General features: G+C 38.3%; 20 protein-coding genes. 6 read left to right on the top strand and 14 right to left on the bottom strand.

All coding sequences use genetic code 11. From position 1 onward, the window contains the following. Window positions 1-68: 68 nt before the first annotated feature. Window positions 69-596: a fimbrial protein gene (locus tag PMI_RS01230; protein ID WP_004244940.1), complete on the bottom strand. Its 528-nt coding sequence runs from the start codon at window positions 594-596 to the stop codon at window positions 69-71. Window positions 597-1,836: 1,240 nt separating this feature from the next. Here PMI_RS01230 and rnz point away from each other — a divergent pair. Beyond that, window positions 1,837-2,754 (top strand): ribonuclease Z, encoded by a 918-nt coding sequence (rnz, locus tag PMI_RS01225; protein ID WP_012367526.1) that lies wholly within the window; start codon window positions 1,837-1,839, stop codon window positions 2,752-2,754. Window positions 2,755-2,836: 82 nt separating this feature from the next. On the opposite strand, the gene PMI_RS01220 is transcribed toward rnz, so the two are convergent. Then, window positions 2,837-3,511: a DUF421 domain-containing protein gene (locus tag PMI_RS01220; RefSeq protein WP_004244944.1), complete on the bottom strand. Its 675-nt coding sequence runs from the start codon at window positions 3,509-3,511 to the stop codon at window positions 2,837-2,839. A 279-nt stretch (window positions 3,512-3,790) separates the two neighbouring features. On the opposite strand from PMI_RS01220, the gene PMI_RS01215 reads away from it, so the two are divergent. Together PMI_RS01215 and betT are read left to right on the top strand one after the other, a co-directional pair. After that, window positions 3,791-4,426: a hypothetical protein gene (locus PMI_RS01215; protein ID WP_004247317.1), complete on the top strand. Its 636-nt coding sequence runs from the start codon at window positions 3,791-3,793 to the stop codon at window positions 4,424-4,426. Window positions 4,427-4,794: 368 nt separating this feature from the next. Next, complete coding sequence (betT, locus tag PMI_RS01210) at window positions 4,795-6,798, top strand: choline BCCT transporter BetT (protein ID WP_004244946.1); 2,004 nt, start codon at window positions 4,795-4,797, stop codon at window positions 6,796-6,798. A gap of 70 nt (window positions 6,799-6,868) precedes the next feature. On the opposite strand, the gene hpaR is transcribed toward betT, so the two are convergent. Next, a complete protein-coding gene (gene hpaR / locus PMI_RS01205; protein WP_004244947.1) occupies window positions 6,869-7,306 on the bottom strand; it encodes a homoprotocatechuate degradation operon regulator HpaR in 438 nt (145 codons plus the stop codon). A gap of 277 nt (window positions 7,307-7,583) precedes the next feature. Next, complete coding sequence (locus tag PMI_RS01200) at window positions 7,584-7,775, bottom strand: hypothetical protein (RefSeq protein WP_041707081.1); 192 nt, start codon at window positions 7,773-7,775, stop codon at window positions 7,584-7,586. A 107-nt stretch (window positions 7,776-7,882) separates the two neighbouring features. Here PMI_RS01200 and hpaC point away from each other — a divergent pair, with 107 nt between their 5' ends. The 3 genes from hpaC (at window position 7,883) to PMI_RS01185 (ending at window position 10,977) form a co-directional block, all read left to right on the top strand. Beyond that, a complete protein-coding gene (gene hpaC, locus PMI_RS01195; RefSeq protein WP_004244949.1) occupies window positions 7,883-8,401 on the top strand; it encodes a 4-hydroxyphenylacetate 3-monooxygenase, reductase component in 519 nt (172 codons plus the stop codon). Window positions 8,402-9,024: 623 nt separating this feature from the next. Continuing rightward, complete coding sequence (gene dtpB / locus PMI_RS01190; protein ID WP_004244950.1) at window positions 9,025-10,503, top strand: dipeptide/tripeptide permease DtpB; 1,479 nt, start codon at window positions 9,025-9,027, stop codon at window positions 10,501-10,503. A gap of 261 nt (window positions 10,504-10,764) precedes the next feature. Next, entirely contained in the window at window positions 10,765-10,977 is a 213-nt protein-coding gene (locus tag PMI_RS01185; RefSeq protein WP_004244951.1) for a TM2 domain-containing protein, read from the top strand. Window positions 10,978-11,068: 91 nt separating this feature from the next. Here the strand turns inward: PMI_RS01185 and fbaA are convergent, their stop codons facing one another. The 10 genes from fbaA to PMI_RS01135 all read right to left on the bottom strand — a co-directional run bounded on the left by fbaA (window position 11,069) and on the right by PMI_RS01135 (window position 23,473). After that, window positions 11,069-12,148, bottom strand: a complete 1,080-nt coding sequence (fbaA, locus tag PMI_RS01180; protein ID WP_004244952.1) for a class II fructose-bisphosphate aldolase — start codon at window positions 12,146-12,148, stop codon at window positions 11,069-11,071. Between the two features lie 64 nt (window positions 12,149-12,212). Continuing rightward, window positions 12,213-13,376, bottom strand: a complete 1,164-nt coding sequence (gene pgk / locus PMI_RS01175) for a phosphoglycerate kinase (RefSeq protein WP_004247314.1) — start codon at window positions 13,374-13,376, stop codon at window positions 12,213-12,215. Between the two features lie 102 nt (window positions 13,377-13,478). Then, window positions 13,479-14,498, bottom strand: a complete 1,020-nt coding sequence (epd, locus tag PMI_RS01170) for an erythrose-4-phosphate dehydrogenase (protein ID WP_004244954.1) — start codon at window positions 14,496-14,498, stop codon at window positions 13,479-13,481. Between the two features lie 258 nt (window positions 14,499-14,756). Next, complete coding sequence (tkt, locus tag PMI_RS01165) at window positions 14,757-16,751, bottom strand: transketolase (protein WP_004244955.1); 1,995 nt, start codon at window positions 16,749-16,751, stop codon at window positions 14,757-14,759. Window positions 16,752-17,087: 336 nt separating this feature from the next. Next, window positions 17,088-17,534 carry a ParB N-terminal domain-containing protein gene (locus tag PMI_RS01160; RefSeq protein ID WP_004244957.1) on the bottom strand — a complete coding sequence of 149 codons (447 nt, stop codon included), beginning with the start codon at window positions 17,532-17,534 and terminating at the stop codon, window positions 17,088-17,090. A gap of 2 nt (window positions 17,535-17,536) precedes the next feature. After that, window positions 17,537-18,664: an ABC transporter substrate-binding protein gene (locus PMI_RS01155; protein ID WP_004247313.1), complete on the bottom strand. Its 1,128-nt coding sequence runs from the start codon at window positions 18,662-18,664 to the stop codon at window positions 17,537-17,539. A 10-nt stretch (window positions 18,665-18,674) separates the two neighbouring features. Continuing rightward, window positions 18,675-19,886, bottom strand: coding sequence for an MFS transporter (locus PMI_RS01150; protein WP_012367523.1), 1,212 nt, complete (start codon window positions 19,884-19,886; stop codon window positions 18,675-18,677). Between the two features lies 1 nt (window position 19,887). After that, entirely contained in the window at window positions 19,888-21,045 is a 1,158-nt protein-coding gene (locus PMI_RS01145; RefSeq protein WP_012367522.1) for an NAD/NADP-dependent octopine/nopaline dehydrogenase family protein, read from the bottom strand. Continuing rightward, entirely contained in the window at window positions 21,042-22,058 is a 1,017-nt protein-coding gene (locus PMI_RS01140) for a PLP-dependent cysteine synthase family protein (RefSeq protein WP_012367521.1), read from the bottom strand. The genes PMI_RS01145 and PMI_RS01140 overlap by 4 nt, the downstream gene beginning before the upstream one ends. Window positions 22,059-22,069: 11 nt before the next feature. Beyond that, entirely contained in the window at window positions 22,070-23,473 is a 1,404-nt protein-coding gene (locus tag PMI_RS01135; RefSeq protein ID WP_012367520.1) for a Y4yA family PLP-dependent enzyme, read from the bottom strand. Window positions 23,474-23,476 lie beyond the last annotated feature (3 nt).

Genomic DNA, 23,476 nt, shown 5'->3' with positions numbered 1-23,476 from the left:
AACGATAAGAAAGCTCATCAATTAACAAAGCCTTGTATATCCTTATACAAAGCTTTATTTGACGACTATTATTGATAAGATAAAGCAAAAGTGGCTATTGCTGTAAAATCACCAGGAATAGCAGCTTTTGAGGAAGATCCTTGTAAATAAGCGGCAAAATTTAAGTCATTGTTACCGTCATTCAATGTTTGGGCGGCACTTGCTTGACCTAATTTGATTTGTTCACCACCTGCATTGGTGATAACAACAGCTGCATTTTTGGCGATCCCTTCAATACCTAAAGCCCCCTCTAAAACATCAGGAGCTTCAGCACCGGTAAAGGTTGTTTTGACTGTTTTATATGTCTCAGTAGAACACTGTAATAATTTGATTTTAAACATTTTTGATGCACTACGGCCACCGTCTTTCAGTGCGCTAGATGACACTTGACCTAATGGAATACGTTGAGCACCTGAATCAGGATCGATAGAACAAGGAGCATCAATAATTGAACCATAGAATTCAACAGTACCATGCCCTTGATCTGCCGCTAATGCAGAGCCCGCAATGATAGATAAGCCTAACCCTAAAACTAAATGCAGTTTTTTTAATTTCATTTTGTTTTCCTAAAATATAAAAGTTAAATAAAGTATAAAAGCAACAACATTCAATTAAGAAAAATAATCCCATACAGGCGATACACTTCTCTTTTATGAATAAGATACGCAATGAATTTGGTATATCTTGATATATTGTAAAAATTAATCTCTATAATTAATCATCAATACATAAAATAAATAATAATTAACAACCGAAATTAGATAACGCTCATATCAAGTTGGGTTTATTATTCTCTGCCACTTTATTTAAGTCAAACCTGATAAATTTAATTAAATATATATTTATTAATACACTGATATTAATTGGATTTTTTTTCATCTTACGCAAATTATAATTACCCCCAAAATAAGTAATTAGATAAAAAAACCAAAAATAGCATCATAAAAAGAATATTTATAGACTTTTAAATACAAAATACTTAGATATAAAGTGTAAAAAATTAAAGGAAATATATTTTTATAAATAGAAATAAATTTTATTATTTTAATATTATAACAAAAAAACAAATAACCATAAATTTACATATAAGTACAAAAAAGATACAATATTATAACTTTTATTATTCAATAACGATGATTTTTCAGAATAAAAAACCAATAAATTATTTTTAATAGAATTTAAAACTAAAAGGTTGTTTTGAAATATTGCGGTTAAATTTAACAGCATGAAAAACAAGAAATTAATTAGAAAATTGAAAGCATTAACTTACTAAGAAATAGACATAATAAAATTAAATAATGCTGTAACCAAATAATAAAAAAGAACTATATAGAAATTAAACCTTCATAATGGAATATTTTCTGATTAGACAGAATTAATATCATTACATTGTATTAACAAAACAACTTTTTAAGATAAAAATTAAAAACTAAAATTGTAAAAAAAACACAAAAAGTATTTCAATTTGTAAGATATGTTTATTTACTCAAAAAATCATAATTTAAATTTTACTTTTTTTATTTTTTCAATAAGAACTTTAAACTTTATTAAAAAAAATAAACAAATTAAGAATATGCCCCATTCATTCTGTTTGTATAAAAACAGATACATTTAAATCGTTAATCAGAGAAATTTAATTTTAGTAAATAAAGTATATTATCTTTTATTCACACTATTATTCATATCAACTTTAATGAGAAGATTACCTTAATCACAGTTGCAGAATTTTATTTAGTTTAGATACCATTACGATTAAGATGAATGTTAAAAATTCACCATGGAGATCAGGATTTCATTATGGAACTTACCTTTTTAGGCACTAATGCAGGCGTGCCTTCTAAAGATCGCAACGTCACCAGTATGGTGCTTGATTTACAAAATAAACAAAAAAGTCTGTGGATGTTCGATTGTGGAGAGGCGACCCAGCATCAGATCTTACATAGCCATGTAAAGCTATCACGCATCAATAAGATTTTTATTACCCATTTACATGGTGATCATATTTTTGGTTTACCCGGACTACTCTGTAGCCGTTCAATGGGGGGCACAGAAAACCCGTTAACCATTTATGGGCCTACGGGCATTAAGGCATTTATAGAAACAGCCCTTACATTAAGCCAATCTTATCTCACTTACCCTTTAGATATTATTGAAATAGAACAAGATGGTTTTCTTTTTGAAGAAGAAGGTATACGCGCAAGTTGTGGCGCATTATCACATCCTGTCCCCTGCTTTGGTTATCGTCTAGAAGAAGACAATAAACCGGGTAAACTCAATGCTGACAAGCTAGAGACAGAGAATATTCCTAGAGGCCCTTGGTATAAATTATTAAAACAAGGGAAAACCGTTACGCTACCTGATGGACGGATCATTGATGGAAAAGATTATCTAAGCACAGAGATCAAAGGTCGTTGTATTGTGATTTTTGGCGATACACAACCAACGCCTAATGCAGTTAAACTCGCTGAGAATGCCGATGTTATTGTCCATGAAGCAACCTTTAAACATGATATGGCTGATAAAGCCAATAGTCGTGGACATTCAAGTACCATACAGGCAGCTGAGTTAGCCAAAAAAGCGAATGCTAAGCGATTAATCATTACTCATATCAGTAGTCGCTATTCACCTAAAGAAACCCCCGAGCTATTAGCGGAATGTCATACTATATTTGACAATACACAAATCGCCAGTGATTTTGAGACATTCAAACTTTAACTAATACTAAATCAAAATAGAGCAACGATAGCGACTCTTGAGATAGTATTAATCGTTGCTTTTATTCTTTCACAGGATATTGCTACTCAGCAGTCGGAATGAAATCGTGTTTGATCTTACCGTCTTGCAAAATGAAATTGACTTTACCATCCCAAAATTCGGCTAAAAAAACATCTTCTGGGTTATCTATATGTTGTTTTTTCATCTCTTCGTTTAACCAATTTTCATCTCGTTCTATCTGCTCAAGTTCAGAAGTTCGGATAACACCATCTTTCATAATAATGATAGAGGGCATTTTAGCACCATCACACACCACCGTTATTTGTCCATCAGGTTCAATTTGAGCATAATTAACTTCTTGAAAAGAATGAATTCCTTGGGCATGTAACCTAGAAGTGATATTAAGAATATCAATCTTATTTTTCTTCTCAGTAATGTTTTCCATAATAAATCTTCCCTTTTTAATAATCGGGATCGGATTACCTATCGCTACTGCTCGGAAAAAATTAAATTTTTTACTGATATAATTGAGAAAAGAAATAAAAAATACACCTATCAAAAAGACAATAACATATTGGTAAAGCGGGATTGCATCTGTGTAAATAACCCCTCCCATAATCCCCCCTAAAACAAAATTACCAATAAAATCAATGGGAGTTAGTTGAGAGAGTTGTGTCTTCCCTGAAATATTCATATGAGCCAAAATTATTGTAAAACCAATAATAAACTTGATAACCACAAGCAGATAATATTCCATTTCTTAAGCACCTTTGCAAAACGATTCACACTGTAATTATAAAGCATAAAACATACCATTGAGAGAAATCTGACAGATATTAACCTTACAAATCTAATATATTTGACTAGTGGTAATCACTTAATATACTTAACCTTGTTGATTTTCAGACTCTCACTATACTTATTTTATTGGGAGTTAAGATAATATATAAAATATCAACTCAATAACCTCTCGCTTTTAATACTAGTTATGCGAGATATCATCGATATGTTTTGGATACATTCTCTGGAGAGAAACATGAACAAAAAATTACTGGCATCTTTAATTCTAGCAGGTCTTGTTACCATTACAGCAGGTTGTGATGATTCATCGAAAAAAGTGGATGAAGGTATTGATAAAGCAAAAGAGACAGCAACCCAAGTAAATGAAACGGCTCAAGACAAAGCAAAAGAATTAACAGATCAAGCTAAAGAAAAAGCCGCTGATTTAAAAGAGAGTGCATCAGCGACAGCTGACGAATTAAAACAAGATGCGGCCAAGCTAAAAGAGCAAGCTGAAGATAAAGCTGCAGAGCTTAAAGCACAAGCCGATCAAAAAACCGATGCATTAAAAGAGAGCATTGCACAAAAAACAGATGAACTAAAAGATTCTGCAAGTGCAAAAGCAGATGAAATCAAACAAAGTTTAAATAATGAAAGTGACAAACTGGCTGGTAAAGCAGAAGAAGTGAAACAAAACGCTAATACCACTGCAGATAACTTAAAACAAAATGCTAGCGACAAAGCAGCGCAACTAAAAGAAGATGCGGCTAAAACCAGTGATGATGTAAAACAGCAAGCGCAAGATACTAAAGATAAAGCGCTTGATAAAGCCGATGAGCTCACCGATCAAGCAAAGCAAAAAATTGATTCTCTAAAGGCTGATAATAAATAATTTCATTTCAGAAATTTTGATGTTGAAAAAGCCAGTAATATTTTACTGGCTTTTTTTGTGCAAAAAACAAACAGGAGTTGATCGATTAAGCAAAAAATGTAACCATACTATCCTTTTTTCAACAGGAGAAACCTATTAAAGCGTCAAGACGCTGACTAAAAACATATGATAATAAATTGATTTAATTGTAATTTTCTTCACCTTACGGAAAAATATAATTTATTTCCGTTCTTTTATAAAGCTTCAAGATCATCTGATGTTTTATTCAAATTTTCTTACAAACTTTTCTTTCCTAGCGATACCACTAACATGCTAGATTGCAATATCGAAAAGTCTTGTCTAAGAAAAATAACAAAAATAGGTTAACTATGAGCCAACAAAATGAAATCACACCAAAAAAAATTAGGATGAAAATTAATCCTCCCGTATTTTACACCTCCGCAATACTTATTATGCTCGTCGTAGGGTTTTCAGCGCTATTTCCTGAACTCGCTAATGACAAGCTAGGGCACCTTCAGGAAAACCTTTTCACCAACGCGAGCTGGTTTTATATTTTAGCCGTAGCATTGGTTTTGCTGAGTGTGACTTATTTAGGGCTATCGCGCTTTGGCGAAATAAAATTAGGCCCTGATCATGCTCGTCCACATTTTAGCTATTTTGCTTGGTTCGCGATGCTGTTTTCAGCAGGTATGGGTATTGGGCTGATGTTCTTTGGTGTCGCAGAACCCGTTATGCACTATTTAATGCCACCCACAGGGGATGCGCAGACGATTGAAGCCGCCAAAGAAGCTATGCGTTTGACTTTCTTCCACTGGGGATTACATGCTTGGGCTATTTACGCCATCGTGGCATTAATTCTGGCGTTTTTTAGCTACCGCCATGGCTTGCCATTAACGTTACGTTCCGCCCTTTATCCTATCATTGGCGACCGTATTTATGGCCCTATTGGGCATGCGGTAGATATTTTTGCTGTGATGGGCACCGTATTTGGTGTCGCAACTTCACTGGGTTTTGGTGTTCTACAAGTTAATGCCGGTTTAAACCATCTATTCGATATTCCAATTAATCCAACCGTGCAAGTGGTTTTAATTGTTGTTATCACCGGGCTTGCTACTATTTCGGTTGTCTCTGGATTAGAAAAAGGTATCCGTTTTTTATCCGAGCTTAACCTTGGTTTAGCCGTTATTCTTCTTTTATTAGTCATTATTCTTGGCCCTACTGTATTGATTTTAAAATCGTTTGTTGAAAATACAGGGGGCTATTTATCAGAAATAGTGAGTAAAACGTTTAATCTTTATGCCTACGAACCAAAATCAAGTGATTGGTTAGGTGGATGGACACTGCTTTATTGGGGCTGGTGGTTATCGTGGTCGCCTTTTGTCGGTATGTTTATTGCACGGATCTCCCGTGGTCGTACTATTCGTGAGTTTGTTGTCGGCGTACTCTTTGTTCCAGCTGGCTTTACCTTACTTTGGATGACTGTCTTTGGTAATACCGCTATCTATTTAATTAAAGATAAAGGTGCAGAAGTTCTTGCGAATATAGTACAACAAGATGTGTCATTAGCACTGTTTGAATTCTTAAACTATTTTCCATTCTCATCAGTGCTTTCCTTTGTCGCAATGCTGATGGTCATTGTCTTTTTTGTCACCTCAGCAGACTCCGGTGCAATGGTGGTTGATACCCTAGCGTCAGGAGGAGATTCAGAAACCCCTGTATGGCAACGTATCTTCTGGGCTGCATTAATGGGTATTTCAGCCATTACCTTGTTATTGGCAGGAGGTTTATCAGCATTACAAACTGTCACCATTGCCAGTGCGTTACCATTTGCCATCGTGCTATTGGCATCAATTTATGGATTAATTAAGGCATTGCGAGTGGATGTTTATAAGCGAGATAGCCAACAGATGACGACTATCGCCCCACCGGCTAGCCGTAATCCTATTCCTTGGCAACGTCGATTAAGAAATATTGCTTATTTTCCTAAACGTTCACATGTAAAACGTTTTATGGAAGAAGTCGTTAATCCTTCCATGGAAATGGTGTCGGCAGAATTAAGCAAACAAGGTATTCAATGCTATATCCATGACGAAGAAGAAGATCGCATCGGCTTTGAAGTGGACTTAGGTGAGGATATGAACTTCTTTTATGAAGTACGATTACGATTCTATACTCAACCCGCTTTCGCGCTAGCAGGCTTAACAGATGAAGAAAAAGATGAAGAGCATAAATACTATCGTGCTGAAATTCATCTCAAAGAAGGTGGGCAAGATTACGATGTCATGGGCTGGACAAAAGAACAAATTATTCATGACATACTCGATCAGTATGAAAAACATATTCACTTCTTACACGTATTAGGTAAAAGGTAATTTCACCTATTACATAAAAACAAAAGAGATGATGGTATAACATCATCTCTTTTTTCTTGGTGCACACATGTTATTTTTCAGTTGAATGACTATTTTCTGGATTTAACGCTATCAGTTCTTTCAGTAAGATAGATAAATGTTGCAGTTTTTCTGTAGAAAACTTTTGTTCGAGTAATTGGTACCCTTCTTCTATCTTAGGCTGGATTTTATCATATAAATTTTGCCCATTGGTTGATAGAGAAACGAATAATTTACGTTGATCACTCACTGGTTTTAATCGACAAATTAGCTCATCTCTTTCCATTCTAATCAAAATACCTGTCAAACTTGGACGCAGGATACAGGTTTTTTGTGCTAATTCGTGAAAATCGATAGAGCGCTTATCAGCAAGAACTCGGATGATCCGCCACTGCTGCTCTGTCAGATTATGCTCTTTAAGAACGGGGCGAAAAAATCCCATCGCAGATTCCCGTGCTTGCAATAGCGCGATTGTTAATGACTCATGCATAATCAGAAGCTCTTTATTGATAGATAAATTGATGAAAAATCACTCAATCTAGCCGGTGAAAATTATAACTCGTTATAGTTATAAATGAATAATATTCTAAGAATAGACTTTTTATTACAATTAATCATATTAACAAATAAATAAACTTGACTCAATTTCTAACATTTTAGGCTATTTTAGCAATTGATGACCTTAGTACTTTTCTCAGACAAAACCGCGTAATATCCCCAAAAAATAACAGGATAATATGTGTCATTTCGTGTTATTTATCAGCAAACTAGGCTAAATCACTTGATTTACCTATCGCTTTTCTTGACTTATTAGGAATAATAACAACCAGCGATAAGGTTGTCTCACGACTTTTTGAGATAAAGTTAACAGGTTGTAACAAAGAAAGATTGATCTCTTGGCTAATGCGAGGTAGCGTTACGGCTTTAAATTCACACAGCAAAGAAATCAGCAAGATCATTACAACTTTGTGAAGCGGCACTAGTTAGATAAATTCTGATTTTCTAACTAATGGTTATTTTAAGTGAAGACGCCCACAGATGAGAAGTCTGGCAGTAGGAGTAAAAAATGTCTGATGAAAAACAGGCTAACCCACTTTTTCGGGATGCAATGGCAAGCTTAGGTGCTGCCGTTAATATTGTCGCAACTAATGGTGATGCAGGATGCTGTGGTTTAACAGCAACAGCTGTATGTTCAGTTACCGATACTCCACCGACAGTGATGATTTGCATCAATAGTAAAAGCCAAATGAATAGTACGTTTCAAGAAAATGGCAAATTAAGTATCAATATTTTAAATCATGAACAAGAAGAGATGGCTTGCCATTTTGCCGGTATGACAGGTCTGGCAATGGCTGATCGCTTTACCCAACCAGGATGGCAATATGGCGCATTACAGCAACCGATATTAACCAATGCACTCGCTAGCCTAGAAGGTGATATTTACGATGTACGCCAAGTAGGTACTCACTTTGTTTATATGGCAGAGATAAAAAATATTGCGGTTCGAGAAGATGGCGATGGCTTAATTTATTTTAAGCGTCGCTTCCATCCTGTTAAACATAAATTAGTCCCAACCACCGCTTAATTAGCTAATATTAAAAACAAAAACGCACTTTATTATTTTGAAGAGGGTATCAATTTAAATCCTTCATTATTAATAAAGGCGTTTTTATTACCTTTGTTAAATTTTAAATAATTACCCGCACTTCATGCATATTTATTTCACTTTATCCTAAAATAGAGCTATCAGCGTTTTATTAAACTATTTTTAACATCTGTTTGTTATAAAAGAAATTATTAAAATTATAAGAAAACTTTTTCTTTAGAAAATCAATTAGTCACGATATAAATATCCCTTCCACTCTATTTTTATGCTTATATTTTATCAGCTTTATTAAGCTTAAAATATAAACAAAATAGGCTCTTTTTGGTGATTATTTATACCAAAGATCAATTAAATCGCTTTAATTGAAAATAAATTAATGACTATTTTTTTCAATCTGGTATTAATCTTACTAACAGTGTGATCAACCTTTGAGAAGTCATTCTATCAATATATTAGTCTACCGGACTTACCGATCACCATCTTAAATTTGCAAACATCACTCTAAATACAACAGATAATGTTATCAGGGTGTAACATTCATCGTGAATTTGAGTAAATAGCATCGTTGTTGAAAATAAATAATAATTAGGGGCATTAAAGATATGGATAAACCCGCTAAAGTCGGTTTATTACAACAGCCTAAACCATTCTTTATGATTTTCTTTGTGGAATTATGGGAACGTTTTGGTTACTACGGCGTACAAGGTATTCTTGCCGTTTATTTTGTTAGTAAACTCGGATTCTCTCAAGAACAAGCTTTTATTACTTTTGGTGCATTCTCCGCATTAGTTTATGGGCTTATTTCTATTGGTGGTTATGTTGGTGACCATCTATTAGGCACCAAACGAACCATTGTTTTAGGGGCTATCGTATTGGCTATCGGTTATTTTATGACCGGCATGTCAATTATGTATCCTAATTTAATCTTTTATGCTTTAGCCACTATCGCAGTAGGTAACGGTTTATTTAAAGCAAACCCAGCAAGCCTATTAGCTAAATGCTATAAACCTAAAGATCCCCGTCTTGATGGTGCATTTACACTATTTTATATGTCGATTAATGTTGGTTCATTAATCTCCTTATCTATTGCCCCCGTTCTTGCCGATCGCTATGGCTATGCGCTGACTTATAATATTTGTGGTATCGGCTTAATAATGGCCATATTGGTCTATTTTTTCTGCCGTAAAATGGTCGTGAATATTGGTTCTGAACCAGATCACCTGCCAATGAATTTCAACAAACTGCTATTAGTTATTGCAGGCTCTGTCGCTATGGTCTTTATTTGTGCATGGTTGTTGCACAATGTGATGATTGCTAACATCGTTTTAATCAGCTTGTCTATTGTTGTGGTTATCATTTATTTTCGTGAAGCCTTTAAACAAAAAGACAGAGTGGCACGTAATAAAATGTATGTTGCATTTGTTCTGATGTTAGAAGCTGTTATTTTCTATATTCTCTACGCTCAGATGCCAACCTCACTTAACTTTTTTGCTATCCATAATGTTCACCATACCCTGTTAGGCTTTGATATTAACCCGGTGAGTTTCCAAGCATTAAATCCATTTTGGATCATTATTGCCAGCCCTATCTTAGCAATGGCTTATAGCCATTTTGGCGCGAAAGGCAAAGATTTATCCATGCCGGCAAAATTTACCACAGGTATGCTTTTATGCTCATTAGGCTTCCTAACCGCTGCCGCTTCAGGTATGTGGTTTGCTGATGCTCAAGGCTTAACATCACCTTGGTTTGTTGTACTGATTTATCTCTTCCAAAGTCTAGGGGAATTGATGATCAGTGCATTAGGCTTAGCGATGATTGCCGCTTTCGTACCGCAATATATGATGGGCTTTATTTTAGGTATGTGGTTCTTAACACAAGCGACGGCTTACCTGTTAGGAGGCCATGTAGCAACCTTTACCGCGCCACCTGAAGGTATTACCGATCCACTACAAACACTGCCTATTTATACTGATGTGTTTGGCAAAATCGGTATCGTTACCTTAGTGGTTGGTTTGATTATGTGGGCAACAGTACCTTTACTAAACCGCATGATGAAAGAAGAGAGTAAAATGATTAAGTAAATAAGCAAACACCTTCGCTTATCACAGACAAAGCGCCTAGAAAGGCGCTTTTTTATCTCTTATAAAAATGCTTAGCGATTAAATCTTCTACAACCTTAATCTTTTATTATTTATGATTAGTGATCTTCTCTTTTTTTCTTTTTTCTGGTTTTAATCTATCTTATAAATAGTACCTTTAATTGAAACTGACAATATTTAGCATTGTCTAATAATCAATATTCATGATTAAAAACCAATGATTGGTAATAGGAGCAGATATTAATGAATGATAAAAATAAGCTAGCAGCCGCATTATTAGCTATTTTTCTTGGTGGGCTAGGAATACATAAATTCTATCTTCGTAAAGTAGGAATGGGGATTTTATATCTCATTTTTTGCTGGACGGGGATACCCGCTATTATCGGTTTTATTGAAGGAATTTATTATCTGTGTATTTCAGACCAAACCTTTAATGACAAATATAACCGAAACTAAATAGCCCAATACCATCGTATCTAGTGCTAACAACCAACAAAAAAACCCGCATACTAAGCGGGTTTTTTAGGTGTATTACAATAAAATTGTATTACAGAACATCAATCGCATTTAGCTCTTTAAATGCTTGCTCTAAACGAACAACCATTGATGTTTGACCATGACGTAACCAGTTACGTGGATCATAGTATTTCTTGTTAGGTTTATCAGCGCCTTCTGGATTACCTAATTGGCTTTGTAAATAGCCTTCGTTCTTTTTGTAGAACTGTAAGATACCGTCCCAAGTTGCCCATTGAGTATCAGTATCGATATTCATTTTCACAACACCGTAGCTTACAGCTTCTTTGATTTCTTCTGCAGATGAACCAGAACCACCGTGGAAAACAAAGTTTAAGCTATTGTGTGGCAGATTGTATTTCTCTGACACATAGTCTTGTGAGTTACGAAGAATTTTTGGTGTTAATTGAACGTTACCTGGTTTATAAACGCCGTGAACATTACCAAATGATGCAGCGATAGTGAAACGTGGGCTGATAGCATTTAGTTTTTCATAAGCGTAAGCAACGTCTTCAGGTTGGGTATATAGCGCAGAGCTATCCATACCTGTGTTATCAACGCCATCTTCTTCACCACCAGTACAGCCTAATTCGATTTCTAAAGTCATATCGATTTTAGCCATACGCGCTAAATATTTAGAACAGATTTCAATATTTTCTTCTAATGACTCTTCTGATAAGTCAATCATATGAGAAGAGAATAGTGGTTTACCTGTTTTCGCATAGTGTTTTTCACCTGCATCTAACAGACCATCAATCCAAGGTAACAGTTTTTTCGCACAGTGGTCAGTGTGTAAAATAACAGGAACACCATAGTATTCTGCCATTTGGTGTACATGGTGAGCACCAGAAATAGCCCCTAGGATAGCCGCTTGTTGTGGCGCTTCAGCTTTAAGACCTTTACCTGCGATAAATGCAGCACCACCATTAGAGAATTGAACAATAACAGGAGAACGCACTTTCGCAGCTGCTTCTAATACAGCATTAATTGAGTCTGTACCTACGCAGTTAACTGCAGGCAGAGCAAAATTATTTTCTTTTGCTACTGCAAATACTTTTTGTACATCATCACCAGTGATGACACCCGGTTTTACGAAATCAAAAACTTTAGACATGTAATAAGATCCTATATTTGGAACAGGCAGAGTTTTACACTCTACCTGTATGAGCGTGACTTAATTACTGTTTAGCGCGTTCTTCCAGCATAGCAACCGCAGGAAGTTTTTTACCTTCTACGAATTCTAAGAAAGCACCACCACCGGTTGAAATGTAAGAGATTTTATCTGCGATATCAAATAAATCGATAGCCGCTAATGTATCACCACCGCCAGCGATAGAGAAAGCATCACTATCAGCAATCGCTTTAGCAATCACTTCAGTACCTTTACGGAAGTTAGGGAATTCAAAGACACCCACAGGGCCATTCCACAGAATGGTTTTGGCGTTTTTCAGGATTTCAGCTAAACGTTCAGCCGTCACATCACCGATATCTAATACTTGTTCATCATCTTTGATGTCATTTGCTGATTTCAGTACAGCTGGCGCTGTTTCTGAGAATTCTGTCGCGACACGGACATCTGTTGGTACTGGAATATCGCATTTTTCCATTAATTTTTTCGCATCGTCAACAAGGTCTGCTTCATATAATGAACGACCTACAGAATGACCTTCTGCTGCGATAAAGGTGTTAGCAATACCACCACCAACGATTAATTGGTCAGCAATTTTTGATAATGAATCTAAAACTGTTAATTTAGTAGATACTTTAGAGCCACCAACGATAGCCACCATTGGACGCTCTGGTTTATCTAATGCTTTGCCTAATGCTTCAAGCTCTGCTGATAACAGAGGACCCGCGCAAGCGATATCCGCAAACTTAGCAACACCGTGTGTTGACGCTTGAGCACGGTGAGCCGTACCGAATGCATCCATGACAAAGACATCACATAATGCAGCATATTGTTTAGACAGCGTTTCGTCGTCTTTCTTTTCGCCTTTATTAAAACGGACGTTTTCAAGTACAACTAATTCACCTGCATTAACATCAACACCGTTTAAATAGTCTTTTGCTAGGCTAACGGGTGCAGATAATTTCTCTTTCAGATAGTCAACAACTGGTTTTAAAGAGAACTCTTCGTTGTACTCACCTTCAGTAGGACGGCCTAAGTGTGAAGTTACCATAACTTTAGCGCCTTGTTTTAAAGCCGCTTCAATAGTCGGTAATGAAGCACGAATACGTGCATCTGAAGTTACTTTTCCATCTTTCACTGGAACGTTCAGGTCAGCACGAATTAGTACTCGTTTACCGGCCAGGTCTAAATCGGTCATCTTAATTACAGACATGATGAATCCTCTCATTGATTCTCTAAAATTTAGTAATCTTCTGTTCAGTACCGCGCATTATCACATAATGTGCTATTGCTGAGTACCGTCATTAATACATGATTATTTAAAACCAGTTGCAGCCATAGCTAACGTCGTATCAAGCATTCGGTTAGCAAAGCCCCATTCATTATCACACCAGACTAACGTTTTAATCAGATGCTGCCCACTGACTCTAGTTTGTGTACCATCAACAATGGCACTATGAGGGTCGTGGTTAAAATCTGTTGAGACTAATGGCAATTCTGTGTAATCCACTATACCACGAAATGCGCCAGTTGCTGATTTTTGAATTAACTTATTGACATCTAACACATTTACAGCATTTTTTACCGTGACACTTAAATCAATTGCTGTCACATTAATTGTAGGAACTCGTACAGAAATTGCCTCGAAATGATCTTTAAATTTCGGGAAAATCCGTGTAATACCGGCAGCTAATTTGGTATCAACCGGAATAATCGATTGTCCTGCGGCTCGTGTACGACGTAAATCTTTATGATATGCATCAATAACAGGTTGATCATTCATCGCAGCATGGATTGTCGTCACTGTACCTGACTCTATACCAAAAGCATCATCCATCATTTTAATAATCGGGATAATACAATTTGTGGTACAAGAGGCATTAGAGACGATGCGGTGCTGTTTTTTCAGTTCATGTTGATTAACACCGAATACCACCGTAGCATCAAGATCTATCGTTCCCGGATGAGAAAAGAGCACTTTCTTTGCCCCTTGAGCAATATGCGCCTCACCATCGGCACGAGATCCATAAACGCCACTACAATCAAGTACCACATCAATACCTAACTCACCCCAAGGTAAGTCTGCAATATCGGCATGATGGAAAAGACGGATTGCATCATCACCTACTTGCAATAAGTCATTATTAACACGAATATCCCAAGCAAAACGACCATGGCTTGAGTCATATTTAAGCAAATGAGCAATACCTGTCGCATCAGCCAATTCATTTATTGCAACAACGCTTATTTCAGCCCGCTTTCCAGATTCATAAAGCGCTCTTAACACATTACGCCCTATTCGACCAAAACCGTTAATAGCAACTCTAATTGTCATGTAACTTCCTTGATAACTCGTAATTATGCAACCGCCTAGAATAATCGAGCAATTGACTAATCAACAACGATAAATCAAGTAAAACTAAAAAATGTGCGGTCACCGACATTTTTAGCATAACTGAAACGGTTCAGCTTATTGGTATTCAGATTACGAGAAATGAGAGAAAATCGCAATAGCAAAAAAAGGGGGAAGCATAAAAAAAGAGCACATCTGAGAAATTATTCCCAAAAATGTGCTCTTGTTAACATTTATTGATTATTTAAGTAGAGTTTTTGCCTGTGTAACCACATTTTCAACAGTAAAACCAAACTCAGCAAACAGTTCGTTTGCAGGAGCAGATTCACCGAAGCTATGCATACCGACAATCACACCATCAAGACCAACATATTTAAACCAGTAATCCGCGATACCCGCTTCAATAGCAACACGAGCTTTAACCGCTGCAGGTAATACTGCTTCACGATAATCAGCATCTTGTTTATCAAATGCATCTGTTGCTGGCATTGAAACCACACGGACTTTACGGCCTTCTGCTGTTAATTGATCGTAAGCATTAACAGCTAATTCAACTTCAGAACCCGTAGCAATAAAGATAAGTTCAGGTGTACCGTCACAATCTTTCAGGATATAACCACCCTTCTCGATATTAGCCAGTTGCTCTGGAGTACGTGGCTGTTGAGCAAGGTTTTGACGAGAGAAGATGAGCGCAGTTGGACCATCTTTACGCTCAACAGCGTATTTCCATGCTACTGCTGACTCAACTTGGTCACATGGGCGCCATGTACTCATATTTGGTGTTACACGCAGACTTGCCATTTGCTCAACAGGTTGGTGAGTAGGACCATCTTCACCTAAACCGATAGAGTCATGGGTATAAACAAAGATACTGCGGATTTTCATCAGTGCAGCCATACGTACCGCATTACGTGCATATTCCATAAACATCAGGAAGGTAGCGCCGTAAGGAACAAAACCACCGTGTAATGCAATACCATTCATAATGGCAGACATACCGAATTCGCGAACACCATAATGGATGTAGTTACCGGCTTTATCTTCATTTAATGCTTTAGAGCCAGACCACATAGTTAAGTTACTTGGTGCAAGGTCAGCAGAGCCACCCATAAACTCAGGTAAAACTTTACCAAACGCTTCTAATGTATTTTGTGATGCTTTACGGCTAGCAATACTCGCTGGGTTATGTTGCAACTGTTCAATAAAGGCTGTTGACTCTTTTTCCCAATTTGCAGGTAATTCGCCAGACATACGACGTTTAAATTCAGCTGCTAATTCAGGGAATTGTGCTGCATACTCAGCAAATTTAGCGTCCCACGCAGCTTCTTTTGCTTTACCAGCTTCTTTAGCATCCCACTCTTTGTAGATCTCTTGTGGAATTTCAAAAGGACCATACTCCCAGCCCAGAGCTTTACGAGTTTCTGCAATTTCTGCATCACCTAATGGTGAACCGTGAGAATCGGCAGTACCTGCTTTATGAGGAGAACCAAAACCAATAGTGGTTTTGCAAATTAACAGTGAAGGCTTATCAGTAATTTGTTGTGCGGTTTCAATCGCAGCTTTAATACTCGCTGCATCATGACCATCAATACCACTAATAACATGCCAGCCATACGCTTCGAAACGTTCAGCAGTATTATCAGTAAACCAACCATGTACTTTACCATCAATAGAAATGCCATTGTCATCGTAAAATGCAATCAGTTTACCTAACTGTAAAGTACCTGCTAAAGAGCATACTTCGTGAGAGATACCTTCCATCATACAACCATCCCCCATAAAGGCGTAGGTGTAGTGATCTACGATATCGTGACCAGGACGGTTAAATTGAGCCGCTAATGTGCGTTCTGCGATCGCAAAACCTACTGCGTTAGCAATCCCTTGACCTAAAGGACCCGTGGTAGTTTCAACACCTGGGGTATAACCATATTCTGGGTGACCCGGTGTTTTAGAATGCAGCTGACGGAAATTTTTTAGATCATCTAAAGAAACTTGATAACCAGACAGATGTAATAAGCTATAAATCAGCATTGAAGCATGGCCGTTAGATAAAACAAAACGGTCACGATCTGCCCAGTGAGGATTAGTTGGATTATGATTTAAAAAATCACGCCATAATACTTCTGCAATATCAGCCATGCCCATAGGTGCACCAGGGTGCCCTGATTTGGCTTTTTGCACTGCATCCATGCTTAAAAAACGGATCGCATTTGCAAGGGTTTTACGAGTGGTCATTTTCTACTCCAAGTCGGATAAAAAGCATCTAGATAGCTGATTCTCTCAATGCGGGCAAAAAACCGCAATATAAAAAATCCACAAAGGTGGCTATCGTAATCAGTGAAAATCAATAATTCTTTGATTTAAACAGCATTTATTACGATAAACGCGGGAAATAACATTACACCACCACATTGTTGCGCAACAAAAATGAAAAATGACTTTTATTTGCGCAATTAAGAAGTATCTTATTAAACCTTAGCTTGATACGACTAATCAAGCTAAAATTACGTTGCTGTTTTATCTATCAAATCAAATAAATACTAAGCTATTTAATTTTCCCGCTGTTAATGGTCACCTACCAACACCTAACTTGAAAACATTCAGATGATTACTGGCTATTTTTTCAACTAATTGTTCAAGCGGAAAATTAACGGCCGGAAGGCTTGGAGAAAATAGATGTCGAGTAGTTTTATAAGGGAAAATATTACCTTGCTTTAATATCTGCTCCCTTATTCTTAATGGGCTAAACGCTCGTCCATTCTGCCAATCATACACAGTTATGCGTGTATCAGTGTAATCAAGCAACACACAAGGAATATAAGTGAGAGCAAGATGATGAGCGACTTGATACCTATGATTACCGTCCATAATAATTCCGGTCTCTTTTTCAATGGGTATAGGTGTTGTCCATCTTTGGCAACGGACTATTTCCTTAGTTAAAGCTTCAACATGAGCCATGTTGACTTCTTCTGAAGGACGGAGCAAGGCAATGGGATATAACACGACATCATACTCCATATTTACCTCCCCTCTTTTTCCAAATCAATCATATATCCCGGCTGATATGAGATGGGTAGAAATTCTTGATGTAAACGACGGAATGTGTCATCAGGATCAAGATCAGCAAATAATTGGGGATGTATCCACTTAGCTAGCTGCTGGATAGCAATAACATCATAGGGACTATTATAAAACTGATGCCAAATAGCAAAAAATGCGCCACGACGGCGAGCGTTACTATCAACATAAGCAGGGCGAGTCGTAAACCATGCGAGTCGATGTTTAGATTGTTGAATATTAATCCCCGGCCCAAGTGGGATCCACTTTCCACCCGGCACAAATGCCTGAAAATTGCCGCTGGTAATAATCACAATATCGGGATTTGCAACAACCACTTTTTCTGGATTTAGCGTAAAAAAGGTTCCCGGAGCAAGATTGTCGGCAATATTATCCCCCCCCGCTATTTTAACAAAACGGCCAAAACTCCCTTTACCAAAGGTCATACAGCACTCTTCTGAATAACCCCCAAGACGCTCTAAAAATACTTTTGGCAATGCCCCCTGTAATTGTTCAACTCGAGATGTCACTCGTTGTAACTCTTTATCACGGAATGTTAAATAAGCTTCTGCGCGATCTGGTTGGCCAAATAATTTACCAAATAACGTCACTGTTGGAGGAATGTGTGCAATAGGATCATAGCGAAAGTCGACATAAACAATGGGAATACCCGCACGGGCTAGTGCAGCTTCGTGTCCAGCATCAACAATAGTATTGCGTGCGTCCATATTCATGATGATGACATCAGGTTGCAGATTAATCGCCTGCTCTATATCAAACGTTCCTTGTTCGCTGCCACCAAAGGTAGGGATTTTTGCCAACTGTGGAAATTGTTGTCGGTACTGTTGCCATGTGGCCGGATCGGACTGTATTAAATCTTTTCGCCAAGCGACTATCCTTTGTGCTGGATTTTCTTTATCAAACATAGCCACTAAATAAAGCTGTCGTCCTTCCCCCAAAATGACGCGCTGTACCGGTAATTTGACATTCACAGTTCTGCCAAGTAGGTCAGTAACAGGTGTTACAACTTGCTGTGAGTAAGCCATTGATGAATACAACAATACAATAGAAAATATAAATCGTAATATCATGATTAATAACCTATTTTTGGTTAGTGTTTTTTGAAGAGTAACTCATTTTCAGCGTAATAATTAAAGTAATGCAATACATCACCGCCACACACAAAAACAACGTGGTCAACCCAGGCCAAACAAGTATTCCCCCCCCCAGTGCAATGCCAACCATAGAGGCAAACTGGCTAATACTTTGCACCAGTCCCAAAATATAACCCTGTTTACTTTCAGCGGTTGAGCGAGATATTAATGCGGTTAATACTGGCGTTGTTGCCCCAAGAAGAATGCCCCACAAAAAATAAAGTCCGATAAACCAGCTTATTTCTCTTACTGCTGCTAGCAGTAAGGTCACAATAAAACATCCCGCAATGATCCCCACCATTCGATAGAGTGCGTGAGATATGTTGTGTGCTTCAAACCATCTTGCCCAGAGGGAGGCTGAGACAATCACACCTGTAGCCTGCAATCCGTAAGCGACCCCTGTTAACCAGTTAGAGGCATTAAATACGCTACTGACATAAAGAGAAAAAGGGGTTTGTGTGATCATGCGGCTCATTAATAACAAACCCAGTACGGTAAGTAAGCCAACAATGACGCTGTGGTTAATTGATGATATCGCTTTTGCTTTATTTGTTGAGGAAGTGACGCAATTGGATGAAGCGTGGCGCGGTAAATCATTCGGTAATATGAAAAAAACCAGTAGTGCACATAACGTACAAATGATAAATGCCCCGAAGTTTATCCAAAAGAAACTCAGTAAATCGAGGATGGCCCCACCAGCAATGGCTCCAGCTAACGATCCTGCATTGGTAGATACTTGTAACCATGCCAAAAGCCGAGTACGTTGTGCTATGGGGATCATGGCAATACCATAAGCTTGAGCAGGTGCAATATACCCCGCACAAGTTCCCTGTAAAAAGCGTAGTAGCAGTATTACCCAGACATCATTGGCAAAAGCGAGCCCCAATTGCGTTAATGCAAGCCCCATCAGTGCACGGATCATCATCACTTTATTGCCAGTTTTATCGCCTATTCGTCCCCAAAAGGTACTGGTTAGCATAACGCCCAACATAGGTGCGATATACACGCCGGTTCCCACGATACTCAGTAGCTCTGTCGACGCCATACTTTCGAGATGAAGCGGCCAAAAAGGGCCACTCATTTCCATGGCTCCCATTGAGAGTAACTGTACGATAAATAAAAACTGGACAATAAAAATGACACTGCCGGTAACACGCATACTATTTCACCCTTATTATTGGCCAATCCATTGGGATCTGAGGGTGAGGCAGATTTCCTCCCATATAACCACAACACCAATCATATATTTCTCTTATATAGGGTGTTGGTACTCGAAGACGTTCCCCAAGAGCAACAAGAAGCGCTAGTCCATAGGCAATGTCTTCCTGAAAAACTCGATGTTGTTTGTCAAAAATATAACCATGGGATTGTGCTGTAGAAATAAGAGGTAAAGGAATACCCTGATAGGCCTTATTCGTTCGTAACACACTGAGTAATGTTCGCGGATCAGCAATTGAGTCCGCATATGCGGCTACTATTTCCTGCTGTAATGGTTGCACGGAACTGAGATTAATCCCCAATACAACTTCTGCTTTATTACATAACGCTTGATTCTCCCTATCACAGCGGGCAAGAAAATAGGCACCCAACTCAGGGCAATCGTTCCACCAACATGGAATGCTCTCAAAAGGCCTATTGTGCCACTGTCCCCATGGACCGATAAGGCCATAGATAACAGAGCTGTGCATAATAGGATTTCCTGGCGTTAGGGTAATTTCTAGATAATCGGTCAGTAGCGTAATAGGTGAGTCATAAAGTTGTTTGAGGTAATTGAGAAGAAGATTGGCATATTGCGGTTTTTCTCTTCTATGCACAGCTACATAGAGTTGTGATTTTCCGCCCCCCATTCTGACACTTTTTCCCGGTTGCAGATCAAATGCAATATGGGGAACATCTTTCATTCCCCATATAACAATATTGGATGCATCACCTAACGTTTTTTCAGCCAGCCAGTCAAAGCCAGCAAAACCGGGAATGGCGCCCACAAAGATGTTTTTATGTTTCGGCAGTATTGGCGCCATACGTTGAAGTAAACTTTCACGTACATGACTTGGTGTCGTAATAATGATGATATCTGCCTCAGAGCACGCCTCATCAATGGCTTCTGTCATCCTAACCGAGCGGGTTTTAATAACTTGACCATCAGGCATCACCGCCTGAAGTTGATGATCATTTTCTTTATATGCTGTCACAGCTTCTGAGCGACTGCTGTAAAGAGTGACGTCAATCGCAGGATTTAAGCTAAATAAAATTGCCGCAAGATGCCCTGTACGACCGGCTCCACATAGTGTTACTCTCAATTTCTCATTTGGGATCATCTGCTATCCCCCAAACAAGTTGGCAAAGAAAACCAATTATCAAGTTGTTCCCAGACTGACTCCGATATTAAATTTCGCTCTTTAAGCCATGTGTCATTAAAAATCGTCTGCAGATATTTTTCACCACCATCAGCCATAGCAAGTGCAACATTTCCGCAAATTGTACTATTGTTAATCAACTCCAGCGCTTTATATACCACTCCCCCTGTAGAGCCACCAACCAGTAAACCAAAACGACGAGCAAGGTAACGAGCCGTTTCAAAAGCACATACATCAGAGACTTGTTCGCCATAATCAATACAACTGTAATCCAACACTAACCCCACTGTATCGCCTTGTGGGGTGCCTGTACCTGATTGATAGTATGGTTTACCGGGTTTTCCGAATATGATGGAGCCTTCCGGCTCTACGGCAATGGTTACAAGTTCTGGATTATGAACTCTTAATCCATGGGCTATCCCTGTCATAGAGCCACCCGTACCTACACATCCAACCCACGCATCAATTTTGCCTATCTGACTAATAAGTTCACGTACCAGATCTGCATATCCTCCCGCATTGGCTGCATTATCTGATTGATTCATAAAGATAGCGCCGGGAATTTCATTGGCGATTTCAGCCGCCATACGTTGGCGTTCCACAACAGCAACTTCATTTTCACCATAGTCGCCTTTAACGTAGCGGATCTCAGCACCCAAAGCGCGCATGATAGCAATTTTATCTTGGGCAGCATGGTGATCGACCACCGCGATAAATCGAAGCCCAAATTCGATAGCAGCGATTGCCAACCCAATGCCAGTATTTCCTGATGACGACTCCACAATTGTACTACCAGGCTTGATCTTTCCAGATTTCAGTGCCGCAACAACCATATTTCTCGCCATGCGATCTTTCATACTGCCTCCGGGATTATTTTTCTCCACTTTGATATAAAGACGCGTATCCGATTGCAGCAGCGGTAATTGAATGATAGGAGTATTACCAATTAAATCAGTTACTTTGCTAAAAACCATATTAAAAGTCCTTAATTATCAATGGTAAATATAGGTTTTTGATGTGAGTTTATGACCGCAGTTAATCTTGTGGGCAACGGATGCCGATGAAATTGATTTTCCAGTAAATCCATTTGGTAACCTGCGGTATTAGCAAATATCAGTAAATCACCTGGCTTTGGTAGGTGTGCAAAAGCGATCAAACGATTGGTGATAACATCGTCGTCCAAACAGCTATGGCCTGCAATCCAAGCATTTCCAGCAGAAGAAAGTGGCTGATGGTTATTTCGATAAATATGGAGAGGATCACTTAAGAATTCAGAATTAAACCACGTTTCACATGCGCTAAAACTAGTTCCTTCGACAAAAATAACATGTCCGACATGATCATATGGACGAACTCGACAGACACGAAATACACTGATCGCACTTTGATTAACCAAGCTCCTTCCGGGTTCAAGGCAAAGTGTTAATCCTTCCTCAATTAATGCATCACAAACTCTTTTACCTGTGGGATCGACTCCGGTTAGAAACTCAGTGAGCCAGCCTTGGGCATTTATCTCTCCACCATATGGATAGAAAGAATCAGGAATTCGTCGAGTACGATAGTCTTTATGTGTTTGCGTAGAGAGCCATTTCTTATAACAATGACTGTCTACATACTGAACAGGTAACCCTCCCCCAATATCGATAATATAAGGGGAGTAACCCAAAGCACGTGCGTAGCTAATCAAGGGTAAGGTATCAAAAAAAGCTTTGATCCTAGATACCGAAGAGTAACCACTAAGATGGAAATGGAATCCATCAACCTTTACTTGGTCACTATAATTAAGTTTCTCAAGCGCTGTCATGATCTCAGCGGATAACATACCAAAACGACTGATATGATTAGACTCAGGACGAAAACGCAGCAGTATACTTATACGTCCTGATGGACTTATCCACCTTGTAGCAAGGTGAATAAGCTCGTCCATTTCCTCAATAGAATCAATAACAATCCGTGCCCCTTGCACTATTAACGCCTGTAAAAATGCCGTTGTTTTGGCAGGGCCTGTAGCACACAACTCTGTACCTTTACATCCCGCACGAATAGCATCGTTGAGTTCATATAGGCTAGATACATCCGCCCCAGTTCCCGCAGCAACAGCGGCTTGTAATAATGACTGTGATTTATTGACTTTAACCCCATAATACAAATTGGTTTGTATACCAAATGTTTTGGCGACTTCGACCATGGCATTAACGTTCTGCTCCACAGTATGAGGCCAGACAATATTAAGGGGTGAACCATATATCTGTGTTAAATGAACAAGGGTATCAGGGGATGTCTCCAACCAACGGATAATAACCGGATCGATATAAGGGGGTAATGCTTGGGTTATAGCGATCTGCCAAGATTCATTTGCTCGGTAATAAGTATTTAACAACGAAGACATATG

It is taken from the genome of Proteus mirabilis HI4320 (assembly GCF_000069965.1).
Classification (GTDB): domain Bacteria; phylum Pseudomonadota; class Gammaproteobacteria; order Enterobacterales; family Enterobacteriaceae; genus Proteus; species Proteus mirabilis.
This window is presented reverse-complemented; position numbering and strand designations above follow the sequence as displayed.

What these genes read in the sequence shown, in the direction of transcription:
- fbaA (WP_004244952.1), bottom strand. Translation starts at nt 12,148, where the DNA reads ATGTCTAAAGTTTTTGATTTCGTAAAACCGGGTGTCATCACTGGTGAT.
- dtpB (WP_004244950.1), top strand. Translation starts at nt 9,025, where the DNA reads ATGGATAAACCCGCTAAAGTCGGTTTATTACAACAGCCTAAACCATTC.
- PMI_RS01220 (WP_004244944.1), bottom strand. Translation starts at nt 3,511, where the DNA reads ATGGAATATTATCTGCTTGTGGTTATCAAGTTTATTATTGGTTTTACA.
- PMI_RS01185 (WP_004244951.1), top strand. Translation starts at nt 10,765, where the DNA reads ATGAATGATAAAAATAAGCTAGCAGCCGCATTATTAGCTATTTTTCTT.
- PMI_RS01135 (WP_012367520.1), bottom strand. Translation starts at nt 23,473, where the DNA reads ATGTCTTCGTTGTTAAATACTTATTACCGAGCAAATGAATCTTGGCAG.
- PMI_RS01155 (WP_004247313.1), bottom strand. Translation starts at nt 18,664, where the DNA reads ATGATATTACGATTTATATTTTCTATTGTATTGTTGTATTCATCAATG.
- rnz (WP_012367526.1), top strand. Translation starts at nt 1,837, where the DNA reads ATGGAACTTACCTTTTTAGGCACTAATGCAGGCGTGCCTTCTAAAGAT.
- PMI_RS01145 (WP_012367522.1), bottom strand. Translation starts at nt 21,045, where the DNA reads ATGATCCCAAATGAGAAATTGAGAGTAACACTATGTGGAGCCGGTCGT.
- epd (WP_004244954.1), bottom strand. Translation starts at nt 14,498, where the DNA reads ATGACAATTAGAGTTGCTATTAACGGTTTTGGTCGAATAGGGCGTAAT.
- hpaR (WP_004244947.1), bottom strand. Translation starts at nt 7,306, where the DNA reads ATGCATGAGTCATTAACAATCGCGCTATTGCAAGCACGGGAATCTGCG.
- betT (WP_004244946.1), top strand. Translation starts at nt 4,795, where the DNA reads ATGAGCCAACAAAATGAAATCACACCAAAAAAAATTAGGATGAAAATT.
- tkt (WP_004244955.1), bottom strand. Translation starts at nt 16,751, where the DNA reads ATGACCACTCGTAAAACCCTTGCAAATGCGATCCGTTTTTTAAGCATG.
- PMI_RS01140 (WP_012367521.1), bottom strand. Translation starts at nt 22,058, where the DNA reads ATGGTTTTTAGCAAAGTAACTGATTTAATTGGTAATACTCCTATCATT.
- pgk (WP_004247314.1), bottom strand. Translation starts at nt 13,376, where the DNA reads ATGTCTGTAATTAAGATGACCGATTTAGACCTGGCCGGTAAACGAGTA.
- PMI_RS01160 (WP_004244957.1), bottom strand. Translation starts at nt 17,534, where the DNA reads ATGGAGTATGATGTCGTGTTATATCCCATTGCCTTGCTCCGTCCTTCA.
- PMI_RS01230 (WP_004244940.1), bottom strand. Translation starts at nt 596, where the DNA reads ATGAAATTAAAAAAACTGCATTTAGTTTTAGGGTTAGGCTTATCTATC.
- PMI_RS01200 (WP_041707081.1), bottom strand. Translation starts at nt 7,775, where the DNA reads ATGATCTTGCTGATTTCTTTGCTGTGTGAATTTAAAGCCGTAACGCTA.
- PMI_RS01150 (WP_012367523.1), bottom strand. Translation starts at nt 19,886, where the DNA reads ATGCGTGTTACCGGCAGTGTCATTTTTATTGTCCAGTTTTTATTTATC.
- PMI_RS01215 (WP_004247317.1), top strand. Translation starts at nt 3,791, where the DNA reads ATGAACAAAAAATTACTGGCATCTTTAATTCTAGCAGGTCTTGTTACC.
- hpaC (WP_004244949.1), top strand. Translation starts at nt 7,883, where the DNA reads ATGTCTGATGAAAAACAGGCTAACCCACTTTTTCGGGATGCAATGGCA.